16 protein-coding genes are annotated in these 17,109 nt (G+C 69.2%); 7 read left to right on the top strand and 9 right to left on the bottom strand.

Translation table 11 applies throughout. From position 1 onward, the window contains the following. The 4 genes from Q7V15_RS00700 to queG form a co-directional block, all read left to right on the top strand. Positions 1–299, top strand: a 299-nt coding sequence (locus Q7V15_RS00700; RefSeq protein ID WP_304752919.1) for a citrate/2-methylcitrate synthase, incomplete at its 5' end; no start/stop codon positions are given. Between the two features lie 69 nt (positions 300–368). Beyond that, entirely contained in the window at positions 369–1,319 is a 951-nt protein-coding gene (locus Q7V15_RS00705) for a cation diffusion facilitator family transporter (RefSeq protein WP_304752921.1), read from the top strand. Between the two features lie 116 nt (positions 1,320–1,435). Then, entirely contained in the window at positions 1,436–2,122 is a 687-nt protein-coding gene (locus tag Q7V15_RS00710) for a glutathione S-transferase family protein (RefSeq protein ID WP_304752924.1), read from the top strand. Beyond that, entirely contained in the window at positions 2,103–3,236 is a 1,134-nt protein-coding gene (gene queG, locus Q7V15_RS00715; protein WP_304752926.1) for a tRNA epoxyqueuosine(34) reductase QueG, read from the top strand. The genes Q7V15_RS00710 and queG overlap by 20 nt, the downstream gene beginning before the upstream one ends. 156 nt (positions 3,237–3,392) lie before the next feature. Here the strand turns inward: queG and Q7V15_RS00720 are convergent, their stop codons facing one another. The 3 genes from Q7V15_RS00720 to rfbC are packed head-to-tail and all read right to left on the bottom strand — an operon-like array spanning position 3,393 to position 5,664. Next, complete coding sequence (locus tag Q7V15_RS00720; RefSeq protein ID WP_304752927.1) at positions 3,393–4,211, bottom strand: crotonase/enoyl-CoA hydratase family protein; 819 nt, start codon at positions 4,209–4,211, stop codon at positions 3,393–3,395. A 59-nt stretch (positions 4,212–4,270) separates the two neighbouring features. Continuing rightward, on the bottom strand, positions 4,271–5,107 hold the full coding sequence (locus Q7V15_RS00725) for an acyl-CoA thioesterase II (RefSeq protein ID WP_304752930.1): 837 nt from the start codon (positions 5,105–5,107) through the stop codon (positions 4,271–4,273). After that, a complete protein-coding gene (rfbC, locus tag Q7V15_RS00730) occupies positions 5,107–5,664 on the bottom strand; it encodes a dTDP-4-dehydrorhamnose 3,5-epimerase (protein WP_304752932.1) in 558 nt (185 codons plus the stop codon). Before rfbC ends, Q7V15_RS00725 begins: the two co-directional genes overlap by 1 nt. A gap of 36 nt (positions 5,665–5,700) precedes the next feature. On the opposite strand from rfbC, the gene Q7V15_RS00735 reads away from it, so the two are divergent. Then, a complete protein-coding gene (locus Q7V15_RS00735; RefSeq protein ID WP_304752934.1) occupies positions 5,701–6,738 on the top strand; it encodes a glycosyltransferase family 2 protein in 1,038 nt (345 codons plus the stop codon). Here Q7V15_RS00735 and argE read toward each other — a convergent pair. Beyond that, positions 6,698–7,876, bottom strand: coding sequence for an acetylornithine deacetylase (gene argE, locus Q7V15_RS00740; RefSeq protein WP_304752937.1), 1,179 nt, complete (start codon positions 7,874–7,876; stop codon positions 6,698–6,700). The genes Q7V15_RS00735 and argE overlap by 41 nt on opposite strands. Before the next feature lie 202 nt (positions 7,877–8,078). On the opposite strand from argE, the gene Q7V15_RS00745 reads away from it, so the two are divergent. Next, the gene (locus tag Q7V15_RS00745; RefSeq protein ID WP_304752939.1) at positions 8,079–9,797 is read left to right on the top strand and encodes an ATP-binding protein; all 1,719 of its coding nucleotides are present in this window, start codon (positions 8,079–8,081) and stop codon (positions 9,795–9,797) included. 9 nt (positions 9,798–9,806) lie between these two features. Here the strand turns inward: Q7V15_RS00745 and Q7V15_RS00750 are convergent, their stop codons facing one another. From Q7V15_RS00750 to Q7V15_RS00765, 4 genes are all read right to left on the bottom strand, one after another. Continuing rightward, positions 9,807–10,289, bottom strand: coding sequence for an FKBP-type peptidyl-prolyl cis-trans isomerase (locus Q7V15_RS00750; protein WP_304752942.1), 483 nt, complete (start codon positions 10,287–10,289; stop codon positions 9,807–9,809). 26 nt (positions 10,290–10,315) lie between these two features. Continuing rightward, positions 10,316–11,524 (bottom strand): threonine ammonia-lyase, encoded by a 1,209-nt coding sequence (locus Q7V15_RS00755; protein WP_304752945.1) that lies wholly within the window; start codon positions 11,522–11,524, stop codon positions 10,316–10,318. Between the two features lie 82 nt (positions 11,525–11,606). After that, positions 11,607–12,716 (bottom strand): GNAT family N-acetyltransferase, encoded by a 1,110-nt coding sequence (locus tag Q7V15_RS00760; protein ID WP_304752947.1) that lies wholly within the window; start codon positions 12,714–12,716, stop codon positions 11,607–11,609. 81 nt (positions 12,717–12,797) lie between these two features. Beyond that, positions 12,798–14,669, bottom strand: a complete 1,872-nt coding sequence (locus Q7V15_RS00765) for a dipeptide ABC transporter ATP-binding protein (RefSeq protein ID WP_304752950.1) — start codon at positions 14,667–14,669, stop codon at positions 12,798–12,800. A gap of 108 nt (positions 14,670–14,777) precedes the next feature. On the opposite strand from Q7V15_RS00765, the gene Q7V15_RS00770 reads away from it, so the two are divergent. Further along, the gene (locus Q7V15_RS00770; protein ID WP_304752951.1) at positions 14,778–15,308 is read left to right on the top strand and encodes an HAD family hydrolase; all 531 of its coding nucleotides are present in this window, start codon (positions 14,778–14,780) and stop codon (positions 15,306–15,308) included. 144 nt (positions 15,309–15,452) lie between these two features. Here the strand turns inward: Q7V15_RS00770 and Q7V15_RS00775 are convergent, their stop codons facing one another. Continuing rightward, the gene (locus Q7V15_RS00775; RefSeq protein ID WP_304752954.1) at positions 15,453–17,075 is read right to left on the bottom strand and encodes a cisplatin damage response ATP-dependent DNA ligase; all 1,623 of its coding nucleotides are present in this window, start codon (positions 17,073–17,075) and stop codon (positions 15,453–15,455) included. Positions 17,076–17,109 lie beyond the last annotated feature (34 nt).

The raw sequence follows: 17,109 nt of genomic DNA on the forward strand, positions 1-17,109 counted from the left end.
CCCTGGCGGCGAGCGGCGACGGGGGCCGCGGCCGGGTGGCCTTCGCCGAGGCCGTGGAGGCCGCCGCCCTCGACATCCTCAAGACCCACAAGCCCGACCGGCCCCTGGACACCAATGTGGAGTTCTACACCGCCCTGCTCCTGGAGGCCCTGGGCTTCCCTCCCAGCGCCTTCACCTGCGTCTTTGCGATGGGCCGGGTGGCCGGCTGGCTGGCCCACGCCCGCGAGCAGTTGGCCGGCGGCCGGCTGGTGCGGCCACAGTCGGTCTATGTGGGGCCTGAACCGCGCCGGGCGGCCTGATCACCGGACAGCGGGGCGCGAAAAATCCTCCTGTGGCCGCGTTCAGTGAAGGTTTAGGATCGAGGCATCATGACGCCCCTCGATCCGCCGCCCGCCTCGGCCCTGACCACCACCCAGGCCGCCGCCCTGACCCGAAGGATCACCCTGCTGTCGGTGGCGGTGGCTCTGCTGCTGGTGGGTCTCAAGACCGCCGCCTGGCTGGCCAGCGGCTCGGTGGCGGTGCTGGCCTCCCTGGCCGATTCGGGGCTCGACCTGATCGCCTCCCTGATCACCTTCTTTGCGGTCCGCTACGCCGTGGCGCCGCCGGACGCCGAGCACCGGTTCGGCCACGGCAAGGCCGAGGCCTTCGCCAGCCTGATGCAGGCGGGCCTGGTCTTCGCGTCGGCCGCGCTGGTGGGCCGGGAGGCCATCGCCAGCCTGCTTGACCCTCAGCCGATCAGTCACGGCGGCTGGGCCATGGCCGTCATGGCCGCCTCCATCGCGCTCACCGGCCTGCTGGTGACCGCCCAGACCCGGGTGTTGCGTCAGACGAAGTCGGTGGCGGTCTCCGGAGATCGCGCCCACTACTTTTCAGACTTGGCCTCCAACCTCGCCGCCCTGCTGGGCGTGGCCGGCGCGACGATGGCGGGTTTTGTCAGCCTCGATGGGGCGGCGGGCCTGATCGTCGCGGCCATTCTGGTCTGGGCCGCCATCGGCGTGTTCCGCGAAGCCGCCCACCAGCTGATGGACCATGAACTGCCTGAAGATCAGCGGGCGCTCATCGTGCGGCTGATGACCCAGGACCCGCGCCTGACCGATATCCACCAACTGCGCACCCGCGCCTCGGGTCCCTATGTCCACATCCAGATGCATGCTGACCTGGATCCGGACCTGACCCTGGACGCCGCCCACCAGGTGATCGTCGAGGCCGAAAACCGGCTGCTGAAACACTTCCCCGCGGCCGATATTCTGATCCACGCCGACCCCCGGGGCCGAGCCGAGCCCCATGGGGGCGCCTTCGCCGAGCCGGCCGCGACCTGAAGCTGTGGAAATACCCAAAAGGGGGCCGGCCTCGGCCTTCGTAAACGCGGTCTTAAGCCCCCGCGGGGTTTATCGAGCCCTGATCAAACTGTCCGCATTCGCGGCGAAATGCCGGCATGAGCGTCCAACGCACCCTTTACCACTTCCCGCTCGACCCAGCCTCGCGACAGGTCCGACTGGCCCTGGGCGAAAAGCGCCTGGCGTTCGAGGACGTGGTCGTCCGCTATTGGGAACAGCCTGACGACCTGTCGGCGCTCAACCCGTCAGGTCTGACCCCTGTGCTGGTGGAAGAGGGACCTGAGGGTCGGCTAGTGCTGTGCGAGAGCCGCGCCATCCTCGACTACCTGGAAGAACGCCACCCCGAGCCCGCCCTGCTGGGCCGCGAAGCCGTCGATCGGGCCGAGGCCCGCCGGCTGCTGCAATGGTTCGACCGCAAGTTCGACTACGAGGTCGGCTCCTTCCTGCTGCATGAGAAGATGGAAAAGCGTCTTCTGCGCATGGGGGCGCCGGACCTGGCCGCCCTGCGCCGGGGCCGCGAGGCCCTCCGGATCCACATGACCTATCTGGCCAGCCTGCTGGCCGAGCGGGACTGGCTGGCGGGGCGGCGCCTCAGCCTGGCCGATTTCGCCGGGGCGGCGCACCTGTCGGTGATCGACTATTTCGGTGATGTGCCCTGGCGCGACTTCGCGGTGGTCAAGACGTGGTACATGACGGTGAAGTCCCGGCCCTGCTTTAGGCCGCTGCTCGCCGATCGCTGGCCGGGGCTCGCGCCCGCGGCCCATTATGACGATCTCGATTTCTGAAACCCCTGAAGACCTGATCCGCCGACAAGCCCTGACACTGGGCTTCGACGACTGCCGCCTGGCCCGGGCCGACCAGCCCTGGAGCGCCGGTGAGCGGCTGGCCGAATTCGTGGCCGAGGGCCGGCACGGGGAAATGGCCTGGCTGGAAACGACCCTCGAGCGCCGGTCTCACCCCCAGGCCATGTGGGCGGGCGCCCGCTCGGCGGTGATGCTGGGGGTCAATTACGGTCCGGAACATGATCCCCGCGCCGTCCTCGACCACCCTGATCGCGGAGCCATATCGGTCTATGCGCAGGGGTCGGACTATCACGACCTGATCAAGAAACGGCTGAAGCAGCTGGCGAGCTGGATGGCCCAGACCTTCGGCGCCGAGGTGAAGGTGTTCGTCGACACCGCCCCCCTGCTGGAAAAGCCCTTGGCCGAAGCCTCGGGCCTCGGCTGGCAGGGCAAGCACACCAACCTCGTCTCCCGCCAGTTCGGCTCCTGGCTATTCATCGGCTCGGTGCTCACCTCCCTGGAGCTTGCGCCCGATCCCCCCGGCGACGACGCCTGCGGCTCCTGCCGGGCCTGTCAGGATGTGTGCCCCACCGACGCCTTCCCGGCCCCCTACCAGCTCGATGCGCGGCGCTGCATCTCCTACCTGACCATCGAACTGTCTGGCCCCATCCCCGTAGAATTCCGCCAGGCGCTGGGCAACCGGATCTATGGCTGCGACGACTGCCTCGCGGTCTGCCCCTGGAACAAGTTCGCCCAGGGCGCCCGGGAGGCGAAGCTGCAGGCCCGCGAGGCGCTGAAGGCCCCGCGCCTGCAAGACCTGGCCGCCCTGGATGACGCCGCCTTCCGCGCCCTGTTCACCCAGAGCGCGGTCAAGCGCCTGGGCCGCGACCGCTTCGTGCGCAACGTCCTCTACGCCCTCGGCAACAGCGGCGACCCCGGAATGGTCGAGGTGGTGCGTGAGCGGCTTATCGATGCGGCCCCCGTCGTCAGGGGGGCCGCGATCTGGGCGCTCTCGCAACTCTTGCCGCCCGACGCCTTTGCGGGCGAGCGGGCGCTAGCCCTGCCGTCGGAGGTGGATGAGGCGGTGCGGGCCGAGTGGGAGCAGACGCCCGCCTGACACCTGGAGGTGGCGAGGCCGTGCGTCCTTCGAGGCTCGCTCTCGCTCGCACCTCAGGATGAGGGAGGTGGGTGGAGGGTGAAGCGCCTCAGTCCGTCCTCATCCTGAGGCGCCCGAAGGGCCTCGAAGGACGAGGACGGCCGCAATGAGCGCGACTCAGTCGACGTAGACCGCCGCGCGCTTCTCCATGTTCGACATCACCGCCTCTTTCTGGTTCGCCGAGCCGATCACCGCGCCCTGCTCGGCGCTCTCGGCCAGCAGGATGTCGTGCTGGCTGGCCGGTGTCTCGGCCAGTTCGATCAGCCGCTTGGCGCCGCGGATGGCGTGGGGGCTCTTGCCGGCGATGTCGGCGGCGAAGGCGAGCGCCTCGGTCAAGGGATCGGCGCAGACCCGGGTGGCGAAGCCCAGCCGATGGGCCTCCTCGCCGTCGAAGATGCGGCCCGAATAGGTCAGCTCTCGGATCACGTCGCCCCGGGCCAGATGGCGCATCAGCACAAGGCCACCCATGTCGGGCACCAGGCCCCACTTGATCTCCATCACCGCCATGCGGGCGTCGGGGGTCACGAACCGCATGTCCGGGGCCAGCGCCAATTGGAAGCCGCCCCCGAAAGCCACCCCATGGATGGCGGCGATCACTGGAACCGGCTGTTCGCGCCAGACCATGACCGCATGCTGGGCGCGGTTGGAGCCGCCGGGCGTGCGTTGCGGCGTCAGAAGGGACTGGCCATCGGCGGTGTTGGGGCGCCGCTCCCCCGAAGCCATGGCGGCGAAGGAGCCCATGTCGAGGCCGGCGCAGAAGGCGCGCCCCTCCCCCGACAGCACGACGGCGCGGACGCCCTTGGTGGTCTTCAACGCCTCGCCGGTCTCGATCAGGGCCGAGAACATGGCGTCGTCCAGGGCGTTCATCTTGTCGGTGCGGACCATGCGCACGTCGGCGACGCCGTCCTTGATCTCCACCTTCACCCGGTCGTTCATGAGCGTCCTCCCGCTTGGCTCCCGGCTTCGCCGCCGGTGTCGCGAAAGACTGTCACGGATCAGCCCGGCGGGCGATGGCGGATCAGCGCCTCCTGCGTCGCCGAGGCCACCAGACGGCCCTGGCGATCAAAGATCGAGCCCCGGTTGAACCCCCGCCCGCCCCAGGCTGAGGGGCTGTCCTGCACATAGAGGTGCCAGTCGGAGAAGTCGCTCGCGCGATGAAACCACAGGGCGTGGTCGAGGCTGGCTACCTGCAGGTGGCCGTGGGGGACCGGATGGGGCCGCAGGCTCGCATCCAGGAGGCTCATATCCGAGCCATAGGCGAGCGCGCACTGATTGACCGCCACATCGGTTCCCACCGATTGGCGGGCCTTGAACCAGACATTGTAGAGCGGGGCCATGGGCTCGGTCTGGTCACGGCGTTGCGGATCGATGGGGCGGACCTCCACGGGCCAGTCCCGGTCCCGGGGTGGGATCCCATCGGCCTCGCGCAGCTGCTCCTCGTTCAGCAGGTCCTCCGGCGCCGGCACGACGGGCAGCTGATCCTGGTGTTCGAAGCCGTCCTCCGGGACCTGGAAGGAAGCGGCCAGGTTGAAGATCTGCTTGCCGTTCTGAATGGCGGTCACCCGGCGCACCGAGAAGGAGCCGCCGTCCCGGGCCCGGTCCACCTGAAACAGGATCGGAATGGACGGGTCGCCGGGCCGGATGAAATAGGCGTGCATGGAGTGGCACAGCCGGTCTTCGATGGTGCGATAGGCCGCGGTCAGGGCCTGGGCCACCACCTGGCCCCCATAGATGCGCTGGCCCTGCCGGGCCGGGGTCAGGCCGCGATAAAGATCGAGCTCGATCTGCTCGAGGTTGAGGATTTCCAGCAGTTCGTTCTGCGGTTCGCTCATCAGAAGCGGGCCTCCGGCATGTCCTTCAGGCGGGGCAGGAGCTTGTCCTTGTCCGAGGTGATGGCCGCGTCGGCCGTCACCGGCCAGTCGATCCCCAGGTCCGGGTCGTTCCAGATCACGCCGCCCTCGCAGTCCGGAGCGTAGAGGCCGTCCACCTTGTAGAATAGCTCGCAGTCGTCGGTGAGCGTGCAGTAACCGTGGGCGAAGCCCCGGGGGACCAGCAGCTGCTCGCCGCCCTCTGCGGTAAGTTCGGCCCCCACCCACTGGCCGAAGGTCGGCGAGCCCGGGCGCACATCAAGCGCCACGTCATAGATGGCGCCCCGCAGGACCCGCACCAGCTTGGCCTGGGCGTGGGGGGCGGTCTGGAAATGGAGGCCCCGCACCGTGCCCTTCCTGGCGTTGAAGGCCTGGTTGTCCTGGACGAAGTCACAGGTCAGACCGGCCGCGCCCAGGGTCCTTCGGCTCCAGGTCTCGGCGAACCAGCCCCGTGCATCGCCATGGCGCTTGGGCGTGATAAGCAGAACCTCGGGCAGGGCGAGTGGGGTGATGGCGGTCATGAAACTCTATGTGTCGATGTTGGAGCGCGCCTTCGCATGAACGAGCCTTTCGGCGAAGACAAGGCGCCCCCTGCGCTGAGCGTCGTCATCGTCGCCTATAACAGTGGCGCGACCCTGGGGCGCTGCGTGGCGGCCCTGGCCGCCCAGACCTTTGCTGATTTCGAGTTGATCATCGTCGACAACGCCTCTCCCCAGCAGGAGGCGGCGCCTGCGGCGCAGGCTTTTCCTGGCGCCCGCATCATTGAGGCCGGGGACAATCTGGGCTTCGCCGGCGGTGTCAATCTGGGGGCGCGGGCGGCCCGCGGCCGCTGGTTGGCGCTGCTCAATCCCGACGCCTATCCCGATCGCGACTGGCTGGCCCAACTGGTCGAGGCCAGCCGGCGTCATCCCCGGGTGTTGTCCTTCACCTCCCGCCAGGTCATGGCCCAGGACCCCGGCGTGCTGGACGGCTTGGGCGACGTCATGTCGGCGCCGGCCATTCCCTATCGCGGGGGCTATCTGTCCCCTGACCCGGGCGACACCCCTGAGGGCGAGGTGTTTTCCCCCTGCGGGGCGGCGATGATGGTGGAGCGCGCCCTGTTCCTGAGCCTCGGCGGTCTGGACGAGAGCTTCTTCTGCTACTGTGAGGATGTGGACTTCGGCTACCGTCTGCAGCTGGCCGACGAGCCCACCCTGCTGGTCCCCTCCGCCGTAATCGCCCATGAGGGCTCGGCCTCGTCCGGTGGACCGAAGTCGGAGTTCGCCGTCTTCCATGGCGTGCGCAACCGTTTCTGGGTGCTGGTCAAGAACACCCCGGCCCTGCTGCTGCCAGTGATCCTGCCCCTGCACCTGCTCGCCTTTGCGGTGGTCAGCCTGCGGCCGCAGAACCGCCCCCTGCTGGCGGTGACCTGGCGGGGGTTCAAGGCCGCCCTGGCGGGGCTCGGCCCGATCTGGAGCAGTCGGCGACGGACCCAGGCCCAGCGCCGGGTCTCAGCGCTTCAGATCGCCCAGGCCATGACCTGGGACCCGAAGGACCTTTCCGGCCGCCGGGCGGTCATTCGCCCGCTGCGGCCCAGTCGACGAGGCGCGCCATGAAGGCCCCGCCCCGCTCCATCTGAGAGACCTCGACGAATTCGTCGGGCTGGTGGGCCTGATCGATGGAGCCGGGACCGCAGATGACGGTGGAGAAGCCCGCCTCCTGGAACTGGCCGGCCTCGGCGGCGAAGGCGACCACCCGGGCCGGACCGTTGTCGCCAGCCAGCCGACGGGCGAAGGCCTCGGCGACGCCATCGGTCTCTGGCGCTAAGGGCGGGGTGTGCGAGCGCTGGACCACCTCGACCCCGGTGTCGGGGAAGCGGGCCTTGAGGGCAGCGTCAGCGGCCTCGCAGGCCGCGAAGAAGGGCGCCAGCACCGCCTGGGGGTCCAGGCCCGGCGGGCTGCGCAGGTCGAACAGGAAGACACACTCCCGGGCCAGGATGTTCACCGCCGTGCCGCCGTTCACCTGGCCGACCGTGAGCGTCGCGTGTTTGGGCGTAAACGGCGAGGTCGGGTCGGCATCGCGCTCCAGCTGCTCGGCGAGGTCGCACAGCATGCCCATCAGCCGGATCGCCACCATGTTGGCCGAGGCGCCCAGCTGGGTCTGGCTGGAGTGGGCCTCATGTCCGCGCACGGTCACCCGGAAGGTGTTGATGCCCTTGTGGCCGCTAACCGCCTCCATGTTGGTGGGCTCCCCGACCACCACCAGGGCCGGCCGCGGCAGTTCGCTGGCGATGATCCGGATCATGTCCGGGGCGCCGATGCAGCCCACCTCCTCGTCATAGGAGAAGGCCAGGTGGACCGGCTTCTTCGGCTGGGCGGCCAGGATGTCGGGGACGGCGGCCAGGGACAGGGCCAGGAAGCCCTTCATGTCGCAGGTGCCACGGCCATAGAGGCGGCCATCCCGAGGCGTCACCCGAAACGGATCAGAGGTCCAGGGCTGGCCGTCCACCGGCACCACATCGGTATGACCCGACAGCACCACGCCGCCCGGAATGTCCGGGCCGATGGTGGCGATCAGGTTGCTCTTGGTCCCTTCAGCGTTGGGGACCCGCCGATGCCCGACCCCGTGGCCGTCGAGATAGGCCTCGACCCATTCGATCAGGGCCAGGTTGGACAGTCGTGAGGTGGTGTCGAAGGCCACCAGGCGGTCGAGGAGTTCGAGCGCCCGGGGCGTGAGGGTCTGGGAGGATGACATGGGGCAAGCCTAGACCTGCGGGCCTGCCGGCTCCAGCCGTCATCGGCTGTCGGTGTTTTACCCAGATCGGGCGCCTTTTCCGTGGGCGACCGCCATCGCGTCGCCGCCAGAGGGACGCTTTTCACACAGCGTTAAGAGCCGTTCACCAATATGACTCGCGTCCTGCGGGCGACCGGTCGGGACGCAATCCAGGATCACTGTCATGAGCACTGAGTCTCCTCCGGCTCCCCGATGGGTCGATGTGGCGAGATTTCGCAAGCGCGACGCTCGGGTGATCCTGCCCCTGACCTTCCTGGCGGCCATAGGCAGCCTGCTCTGGTTGCCGCCGAGCTTCTCCGCCATCTGGCTTGCGGCCAATCTGGCCCTCCAACTGCTCAACCAGATCTTCTGTCGCCGCCTGCTGGCCGCTCCTGCGCCGGGGGCTCGCGCCGAACGGGGGCTCGCAGCCTTCACCGTGATTGAGACCCTAGGCTACGGGGCCATGCCGCTGGCCCTGCTGATGACAGGCGACCCCACCGCCGCGGTCGCGGCCATGGCCATGATCGGCGCGGTCGCCCTCAGCGGCGCCGCCGAGCTGCCCGCCTCCCGGCTGATCAGCGGCGGCGCCCTGGGCGCCATCGGCCTGATCGCCTTAGCCGGCCTGATGCTAAGCCCCCATGCGGCGTCCTGGCTGGCGATGGTTGTCGCCGCCGCCGCCATCGGCGCCATGTTCGCCTATGTGCTGGAGGCCGCCCTTCACCGGGAGGCCATAGAGGGCGCCCTCGCTGACGCCCTGGACCGCGCCCGGGCCGGCGAACGGGCCGCCGAGCGGGCCAACGCCGCCAAGAGCACCTTTCTGGCCACCTTGAGCCACGAGATTCGCACCCCCCTGCACGGGGTGCTGGGCATGGCGCACATCATGGCCCGCGACGAACTGACCCAACCCCAGCGCGAACGCCTGGGCGTCATCCGCCAGTCCGGCGAGGCCCTGACCGCCCTGCTCAACAATGTGCTCGATCTTTCGAAGATCGAAGCCGGCCAGATGGAGGTGGAGGCCATCGCCTTCGACCTCGCCGCGCTGTTGGGCTCGACCCGCTCGGCCTTTGTCACCCTGGCCACCGACAAGGGTCTGGCGTTGAAGACCGACATCGCCCCGTCGGCCTGCGGCGTCTTCGAGGGCGATCCAACCCGGCTGCGGCAGGTGATCTACAACCTGGTGGCCAACGCCGTGAAGTTCACCGACCAGGGCCAGATCACCCTGGGCGCCGAGGCGGACTCCGAGGGGGTGCGCCTCTGGGTGGCCGATACCGGCCCCGGCATGGACGAGGCGCAGCAGGGCCGCCTGTTCGCCCGCTTCGCCCAGCTGGACGCCTCCACCACCCGGCGACACGGGGGCACCGGCCTGGGCCTGGCCATCTCTCGCGAACTCTGCGCCCTGATGGGCGGGACCCTCAGCGTGGCGAGCGCCCCAGGGACCGGCTCTGTCTTCACGGTTCTCCTGCCTCTGCCTCGACTGGGGGACACCCCGCCCGCCGTCGATCTGGCGCCCGCCGCGAGGGGTGGCGAACTGGGCCGGCTTCGCGTGCTGGCGGCCGAGGACAACAACATCAACCAGGTGGTGTTGCGGGCCCTGCTGGCGCCCTTGGGGATCGAGCCGGTCGTGGTCGGCGACGGCGCTGCGGCCCTGGCGGCCTGGGAGTCAGGCGACTGGGACCTGGTGCTGATGGATGTGCGGATGCCGGTGATGGACGGCCTCGCCGCGACCCGGGAGATCCGCGCCCGGGAACGGGCTCAGAGCCGGCGGCGGACACCGATCATCGGCCTGTCAGCCGACGCCATGGCCCACCAGGTGGATGAGCTTCTGGCGGCCGGCATGGACAGCCATGTCAGCAAGCCTATCGATGTCAGTCGTCTCTACGGGATTCTGGAGGCTGCGCTCTGAACCGACGCCTCAACCGCGCTGGATGCGACCGGGACCTGGCAGGACGTCGATCAGCTCAATGCGGAAGATCAGCACGCTGTTGGGCGGGATCGGACCCTGGCCCCGCTCGCCATAGCCCATTTCCGGCGGCACGGTGATGATCCATTCGTCGCCAGGTCGCATCAGGGGCAGAACCTCCAGCCAGGCCGGGATCAGGCCGGCCAGCGGCATGGCCGCCGGGACGCCCCGTTGATAGGAGGAGTCAAACACCTCCCCATCGGCCAGCTTGCCCTCATAGTGGACCTTGACCTCGTCCGCCTTGGTCGGTTTCAGGCCATCGGCAGGGCCCGAACGGACGATCTCGTACTGCACGCCGGACTCCAGGGTCTCGACCCCGTCGCGTTTGGCGTTCTGTTCCATGAAGGCCTTGGCCTCCGGCGCCCCGCCGGACCCTTGAGGCGAACAGGCGGCCAGGGCCAGGGCCGTGGCCAGGGCGAGAAGGGGAACGCGCATCAGAGGCATCCTCGGCGGGTTTAAGATCAGACGGCGCGGGGCGGATAGCCCCGCTCGCGCAGGGCGTCCATGATTTCCTGGGTGTGCTTGGCGTCGCGGGTCTCGATCATGATGTCGAACTCCGCCCCCTTGGCCGGCACGTCCAGGGCCAGTCGGTTATGGGCCACCTCGACGATATTGGCGCCCATCTGGCCGATGATCGCCGAGACATTGCCCAGCAGGCCCGGCCGGTCATCGCCGATGATCCGCAGGGAGACCAGGCGCTGCTCACGCACCAGCTCCCGGGTCAGCACCGAGGCCAGCAGACGGGTGTCGATGTTGCCGCCGGTGATGATCAGGCCCGCCTTCTTGCCCCGGAATCGTTCGGGATAGGCCAGCAGGCCCGCCAGGGCTGCGGCACCGGCGCCCTCGGCCACGGTCTTCTCCACATTGCAGTAGAGAGCCACGGCGCGCTCGAAGAAGGGCTCCTCGACCAGCAGCACCTCGTCGATCAGCGGCCGAGCGACGCCATAGCTGACATCCCCCACCTGCTTGACGGCGATGCCCTCGGCGATGGTCGCCCCGCCGGTCCCGCTCGGCCCGTTCACCCCGCGCATGCGGGCGGTGAAGGAGGGGTACATGGCCGGCTCCAGACCGACGACCTGGATGCCAGGTTTCAGATGCTTGGCCGCCGTGGCGCAGCCGGCGATCAACCCGCCGCCGCCGATGGGGATGGGCAGGACGTCCAGGTCGGGCACGTCCTCCAGCATCTCCAGCGCCACCGTGCCCTGGCCGGCCATCACGTCCAGGTCGTTGAACGGGTGGACGAAGACCAGATCGCGCTCTTCACAGATCTGCTTGGCCTTGCCCGAGGCCTCGTCATAGCCCTCTCCCTCCAGCACCACCTCGGCGCCAAAGGCCCTCGTCTGCTGCACCTTCACGAAGGGGGTGGAGCGGGGCATGACGATGGTCACCGGGATGCCCAGGCGCGCCGCATGATAGGCCAGCCCCTGGCTGTGATTGCCGGCTGAGGCCGCGATCACGCCCCGCTTCTTCTCCGCGTCGGTGAGCTGGAGCAGCTTGTTGAGCGCCCCACGCTCCTTATAGGCGGCGGTGAACTGCAGGTTCTCGAACTTCACCCACACCTCGGCCCCGGTAATCTCTGACAGCGTTCTCGACAGGCGGCACGGGGTGCGCTCGATATGGCCGTTCAGCCGGTCGGCTGCGGCGCGGATGTCGTCGATGGAAAGCGTCATAAGGATCGGAGGTCCGGGGAGGCCGCCGGGGACACCAGCGGAAAGGCCGGCAACCTATCGGTCGCGAGGCCCCTTCGCAATGTCAGGCCGAGCGGAGGCCGCGGAGGCGGTCGACCCTGCGCATGGCCTTGCCGGGCAGTTCGGACACGCCCCCGAGGGGAAGGGATTCTGCGGCCCGTCGCAGGCTGTAGGCGGCTTGGCGCAGCAGGGTGGCCGGCGAAAGCACGCCGACGAACCCATGACCGACGCTCACCTGGGTGTTGGCCAGTTCCCGCTTGAACCGGTAGTCGCCGGCGCCAAGGTCGAGGCGATGATACGGGGTGGTCTCCATCCAGCGCAGAATGTCCTGGAAGAGCAGCAGACCCGGAGAGAAGCGGTCAAAGTGCGGGTCGTGGGCGATCAGCCAGCCATGCATGGTTCGAGCGCCGCGCAGATGCAGGTGAACCGCCGCCAGCTTGCCGCCGATGTGCAGGGAGAACAGCGCCCCGCCAAAATCCGGATCGCGGCTCTCAAACAGGTCGGAGATCAGCCGCCGGGTCCAGCCGGGCTGGAAGATGTCAAACTGGCCGGTGGCCTTGAGCTGGGCCCGCTTCCAGGCGATCAGCTGGTCATAGTCGCTGGAGGACCGGCTAAAGGGGGTGAACACCACCTCGCCCAGCTCGCGCTCGGCCTTGCGGCGCTTCTTGTCGCAGTCTTTCAGCAGACCCACCCCGGCGGCCCGGCGTTCAGCGGCGTAGGTGTCATAGCTTCCGCCGATATCGACCACCTGGGAGAGGGACTCACCGTGGGAGAAGCCCTGGAACGGGCCCGTCCCGTCGAGCATGTGGCAGAAGTCGAGCCTCTGCACCCCCAGGGCCGAAACGATCTCGCGGGCGCCGATCTCGATCCCGGGCGCGGCCACAAGGCCCTGATAGTCGCAGAGCGGCGCGCCCACCGGCAGGGCGGTGGCGCCGCCCACATGAACGGCCATGAAGCCCAGGTCCTGATCGCCGTCAGTGACCACCGCGACGCGCACGCCCCGGGCCCCGCCCGTCGCGCGGGCCTGGGCCCGCTCCACCGCCCGCGCCCAGTGAGGCGACAGGAAGGGGCTGTCATGGGTGATGTCCTGCTGGGCCTGCAGCTGCGTCCAGCGCGCCAGTCGCGCAGGCGTCAGGTCCTGGGGGCGGACGACCTCAATCTGCAGGGCGGACATGGAGCGGGATACTCGACAGGGTTGCGCTGAAGCCACCCTACGCGGAGAAGGGTTTCCGCCGGGTTGCCGAAACGGCCCTGCCTAGGCCGCCCCGCGGTTTTCCCAGTCGACGTCGAATTCGGAGACCAGATGGCCCGGCGCCACCTCGCTCAGCCGGGGCACATAGATGGGCGCCAGGGGATCGACGCTGACCCGCGAGGGCAGGAACCGCAGAGCTGCGGCCGGATCCATCGGGCTCGGCGGCTCGCCGGTCAGTTTCAGCCGCTGACGGTTGCGCTCCCGCTCGGGGTCGGGGATCGGGGCGGCCGAAAGCAGGGCGCGGGTATAGGGGTGCTGCGGATCGGCATAGAGCTTGTCCCGGTCGGCCATCTCCATCACCCGGCCCAGGAACAGCACCATCACCCGGTGGCTGATCTCGCGGACCACCGCCAGGTCGTGGCTGATGAAGATCATCGCCAGGCCCATCTCCTTCTGCAGGTCGATGAGCAGGTCGATGATCTGAGCGCGGATCGAGACGTCCAGGGCCGAGACCGCCTCGTCGCAGATCACCAGCTTGGGTTTGAGGATCATCGCCCGGGCGATGCCCACCCGCTGGTTCTGGCCGCCGGACAGTTCGTGCGGATAGCGGTTGATCAGCTCGGGCGAGAGGCCGGCCCGGGCCATCATGCCGGCCACCTCGGCGTCCCGGGCGTCCCGGTCGAGCTGGGGGGCGAAGATTTTCAGGGGTTCGGCGATGGAGTCGCCGATGGTCATGCGCGGGTCGAGGCTGGCCAGCGGGTCCTGGAAGACGATCTGCAGGTCCTTGCGGGCCGCCCGCATCTCCGCCTTCTGGGCGTGGGTGATGTCGCGGCCCATCAGGGTGACGACCCCGTCGGTGGGCTTGACCAGATTCAGCACGGCGCGCGACAGGGTGGACTTGCCGCAGCCGCTCTCACCCACCACCCCCAGGGTCTCGCCCTGGCGGACATCGAAGGAGACGCCGTCCACGGCGCGCAGCTGGCGCATGCCCCCCAGGAAGCCCTGGCGCATGGGGAACCAGACCTTGACGTCCCGGGCCTCGACGATCACCGGGGCGTCGACCGCCACCGGCGTCACCATGGGCCTGCCGCCGCGGTCGGCGCGGTCCAGCCGCGGGATCGCGTCCAGCAGGTCGCGGGTATACTGGACCTTGGGCGAGGAAAAGAGCTCGCGCACCGGCCCCTCCTCCACATAGGCGCCGTCCTTCATCACGCAGACCCGGTCGGCGAGACGGGCGATCACCCCCATGTCGTGGGTGATCAGCACCATGGCCGTGCCGGTCTCGCGGCCGAGCTCGGCCATCAGGTCGAGGATCTCGGCCTGGACCGTGACGTCCAGCGCCGTGGTCGGCTCGTCGGCGATCAGCAGTTCGGGACCGCCGGCCATGGCCGCGGCCACCATCACCCGCTGGCGCATGCCGCCCGAAAGCTCGTGCGGATACTGGCGCAGGCGTCGCGCGGCGTCGGGGATGCGCACATGGTCCAGCCACTGGCGCGCCCTCGCCATGGCGTCGCTGGCCGACAGGCCCAGGTGCAGCCGCAGCGGCTCGGCGATCTGTTCGCCGATCCGCACATGGGGAGTGAGGGCCGTCAGCGGGTCCGGGAAAATCATGGTCATCTTCGAGCCGCGCAGGCGGTTGAGCGCCCGGGGCTTCAGCCCCAGAATCTCCTCCCCCTGGAAGCGGACCGAGCCGGTGGCCCGACCGTTCTGGGCCAGCAGGCCCATGACCGTCATGAAGGTCTGGCTCTTGCCCGACCCGCTCTCGCCCACCACGCCCAGGGTCTCGCCGCGGGCGACCGTCAGGCTCACCCCGCGCACCGCCTGGACCGGGCCGTCATGGGTGTCGAAGGTGACCTTCAGATCATCGATCGCCAGGACGGGGGCGGCGGTCGCCGACGCGGACGGGGACTTGGGCTCGGACTTGGGCTCGGACAAGGGAACGGACTCCAGATCGTTTCAATCGCGACCATAGACCGCCGCCGCCCGCTTGTGAAACAACCGCAAGCTCCGCCACGGCCCCCACAGGACTCCCGAGAGACGCCTATGTCCGCCACCGCCCAGAAACCGATCCGGCCCGCCCTTTTTCTGGACCGCGACGGGGTGCTGAATGTGGACCACGGCTATGTGTCGCGCTGGGCGGACTTCGCCTGGATTCCGGGCGCCAGGTCGGTGATCGGCGCCTTCAACCGGGCCGGCTGGTGGGTCTTTGTGGTCACGAACCAGTCCGGCGTCGGCCGGGGCTACTATACCGAGGCCGACATGCACGCCCTGCACGCGGCCATGGCCGAAGACCTGGCGGCCGACGGCCTGCGGATCGACGCCTTCTACCACTGCCCCCACCACCCCGAGGCGGTGGTCGAGGCCTATCGCCACCCCGATCCCCCCGATCGCAAGCCCAATCCCGGCATGCTGCTGCGGGCCATGGCCGACTGGCCGGTGGATCGCGCCGCCTCCTTCATGATCGGCGACAAGGCCGGCGACATGGAGGCCGCCGCCCGCGCCGGGGTCGAGGGTCTGCTGTTCGAAGGCGGCGACCTGCGCGCCTTCCTGAAGGCCCAGGGCCGGCTTCCGTGAGTGAGGCCGTGCGACCGTCCTCGTCCTTCGAGGCCCTTCGGGCGCCTCAGGATGAGGACGGAATGATGCGCTTCAGCCAATACCCACCTCCCTCATCCTGAGGTGCGAGCGAAGCGAGCCTCGAAGGACGCAAGGCGCCCGCCCCTACCGCTGCTCCATCTGGTCCAGCATCCGCTCCAGGGTGGACAGCTCGTCGGCCTCGCCAGGCGGCTTGTCCCAGCGCAGACGGCTGATGCGGGGAAACCGCATGGCCACGCCGGACTTGTGGCGGGTGGAGCGTTGCAGGCCTTCGAAAGCGACCTCGAAGACCAGCCCCTTGTGGGCCTCGGCGCGGACCGAGCGGACCGGGCCGAAGCGCTCGATGGTGTTGTCGCGGACGAACTTGTCGATCTCTTTCAGCTCGGCGTCGGTGAAGCCGAAATAGGCCTTGCCCACCGGAGTCAGGACGCGCTCGCCCCCAGGCGCGATCGTCCACACCCCGAAGGTGTAGTCGGAATAGAAGCTGGAGCGCTTGCCGTGGCCGCGCTGGGCGTACATCAGCACCGCATCGATCAGGAACGGGTCGCGCTTCCACTTGAACCAGGGACCCTTGGGCCGGCCAGCCTCATAGATCGAGGTCAGGTGCTTGAGCATCAGCCCCTCGGCGATCTGGGCGTCGCCTTCCGGTGGCTCGGCCCGCAGAGCGGCCAGTTCGCTCCAGCTCTCGAAGGGCTGCAGGGGCGAGAGGTCGATCCGCGGATCATTAAGCCTGCCCACCAAGGCCTCCAGCCGCGCCCGCCGCTCGGTGAAGGCCAGGGTCCGCAGGTCCTCGCCCTCGAGCGCCAGGACGTCATAGGCGCGGATGGCGGCCGGATAGGTCCGCAGCATCTTGGCGTCGACGCTCTTGCGGTTCAGCCGCTGCTGCAGGTCCCCGAAGGGGGCGACCACGCCGTCCCGGCGCACCAGCAGCTCGCCGTCCAGGGCGCCCTCGAAGTCCAGCGCCTCGACCACGTCGGGGAAGACGCCGGAGATGTCGTCGCCGGTGCGGCTGTAGAGCCGTTTCACGCCGGCCTCGCTGACGGCCTGGATGCGAATGCCGTCCCACTTCCACTCCGCGACGTAGGTCGCCGGATCGAGCCTGGCGAAGTCCACCGCCTCGTCGATGGCCTGGGCCAGCATCACCGGCCGGAAACGGCCGGGCGCATTGGGCGAGGGCCGCTCACCGTGGCCTTCCAGCCAGGCGAACAGGTCCTCATAGGGCGCGTGCAGGGCGTGCCAGACCTCTTCCACCTCGGCGATCGCCACCCCGCCCAGGTCGGCGCAGGCCTGTTTGGCCAGGCGCGAGGAGACGCCGACGCGCAGGCCGCCGGTCATCAGCTTGAGCAGCGCCCAGCGGGCGGTGGGGTCGGTCAGCGCGTCGAGCCAGCCCTCGATCAGCCGCTGGACCTCAGGCCTCGTCGCGCCAGCGAGCGCATCCACCACCTCCGACAGCTCCGGCTCGCGATTGGCGCCAGGGCGGGTGGGCCAGACGAGCGCGACGGTCTCGGCCAGGTCCCCCACATAGTCGTAGGACCAGCGGAACAGGATGGCGTCCATCCGCTCTTCCACCGCCTTGCGGATGAAGGCCGGCTTGGCGGCGGAAAAGGAGAGGTCGCCGGTCAGCGCCGCCAGCGCCCAGCCCCGGTCGGGATCCGGGGTCGTGGCCAGATAGTCCCGCACCAGGGTCAGCTTGGCGTTGCGCGAGGCGGTCAGCGACAGGCGGTCGAGCAGGTCGGCGAAGGCGCGCATCAGAGGCCTGCCCCCGGCTGGCGCGCCGCAGCGG

The organism is Phenylobacterium sp. (assembly GCF_030651755.1).
Classification (GTDB): Bacteria; Pseudomonadota; Alphaproteobacteria; order Caulobacterales; family Caulobacteraceae; genus Phenylobacterium.

What these genes read in the sequence shown, in the direction of transcription:
- Q7V15_RS00720 (WP_304752927.1), bottom strand. Translation starts at nt 4,211, where the DNA reads ATGAACGACCGGGTGAAGGTGGAGATCAAGGACGGCGTCGCCGACGTG.
- Q7V15_RS00710 (WP_304752924.1), top strand. Translation starts at nt 1,436, where the DNA reads ATGAGCGTCCAACGCACCCTTTACCACTTCCCGCTCGACCCAGCCTCG.
- Q7V15_RS00755 (WP_304752945.1), bottom strand. Translation starts at nt 11,524, where the DNA reads ATGACGCTTTCCATCGACGACATCCGCGCCGCAGCCGACCGGCTGAAC.
- Q7V15_RS00775 (WP_304752954.1), bottom strand. Translation starts at nt 17,075, where the DNA reads ATGCGCGCCTTCGCCGACCTGCTCGACCGCCTGTCGCTGACCGCCTCG.
- Q7V15_RS00770 (WP_304752951.1), top strand. Translation starts at nt 14,778, where the DNA reads ATGTCCGCCACCGCCCAGAAACCGATCCGGCCCGCCCTTTTTCTGGAC.
- Q7V15_RS00745 (WP_304752939.1), top strand. Translation starts at nt 8,079, where the DNA reads ATGAGCACTGAGTCTCCTCCGGCTCCCCGATGGGTCGATGTGGCGAGA.
- Q7V15_RS00760 (WP_304752947.1), bottom strand. Translation starts at nt 12,716, where the DNA reads ATGTCCGCCCTGCAGATTGAGGTCGTCCGCCCCCAGGACCTGACGCCT.
- Q7V15_RS00735 (WP_304752934.1), top strand. Translation starts at nt 5,701, where the DNA reads ATGAACGAGCCTTTCGGCGAAGACAAGGCGCCCCCTGCGCTGAGCGTC.
- rfbC (WP_304752932.1), bottom strand. Translation starts at nt 5,664, where the DNA reads ATGACCGCCATCACCCCACTCGCCCTGCCCGAGGTTCTGCTTATCACG.
- queG (WP_304752926.1), top strand. Translation starts at nt 2,103, where the DNA reads ATGACGATCTCGATTTCTGAAACCCCTGAAGACCTGATCCGCCGACAA.
- Q7V15_RS00725 (WP_304752930.1), bottom strand. Translation starts at nt 5,107, where the DNA reads ATGAGCGAACCGCAGAACGAACTGCTGGAAATCCTCAACCTCGAGCAG.
- Q7V15_RS00750 (WP_304752942.1), bottom strand. Translation starts at nt 10,289, where the DNA reads ATGCGCGTTCCCCTTCTCGCCCTGGCCACGGCCCTGGCCCTGGCCGCC.
- Q7V15_RS00705 (WP_304752921.1), top strand. Translation starts at nt 369, where the DNA reads ATGACGCCCCTCGATCCGCCGCCCGCCTCGGCCCTGACCACCACCCAG.
- argE (WP_304752937.1), bottom strand. Translation starts at nt 7,876, where the DNA reads ATGTCATCCTCCCAGACCCTCACGCCCCGGGCGCTCGAACTCCTCGAC.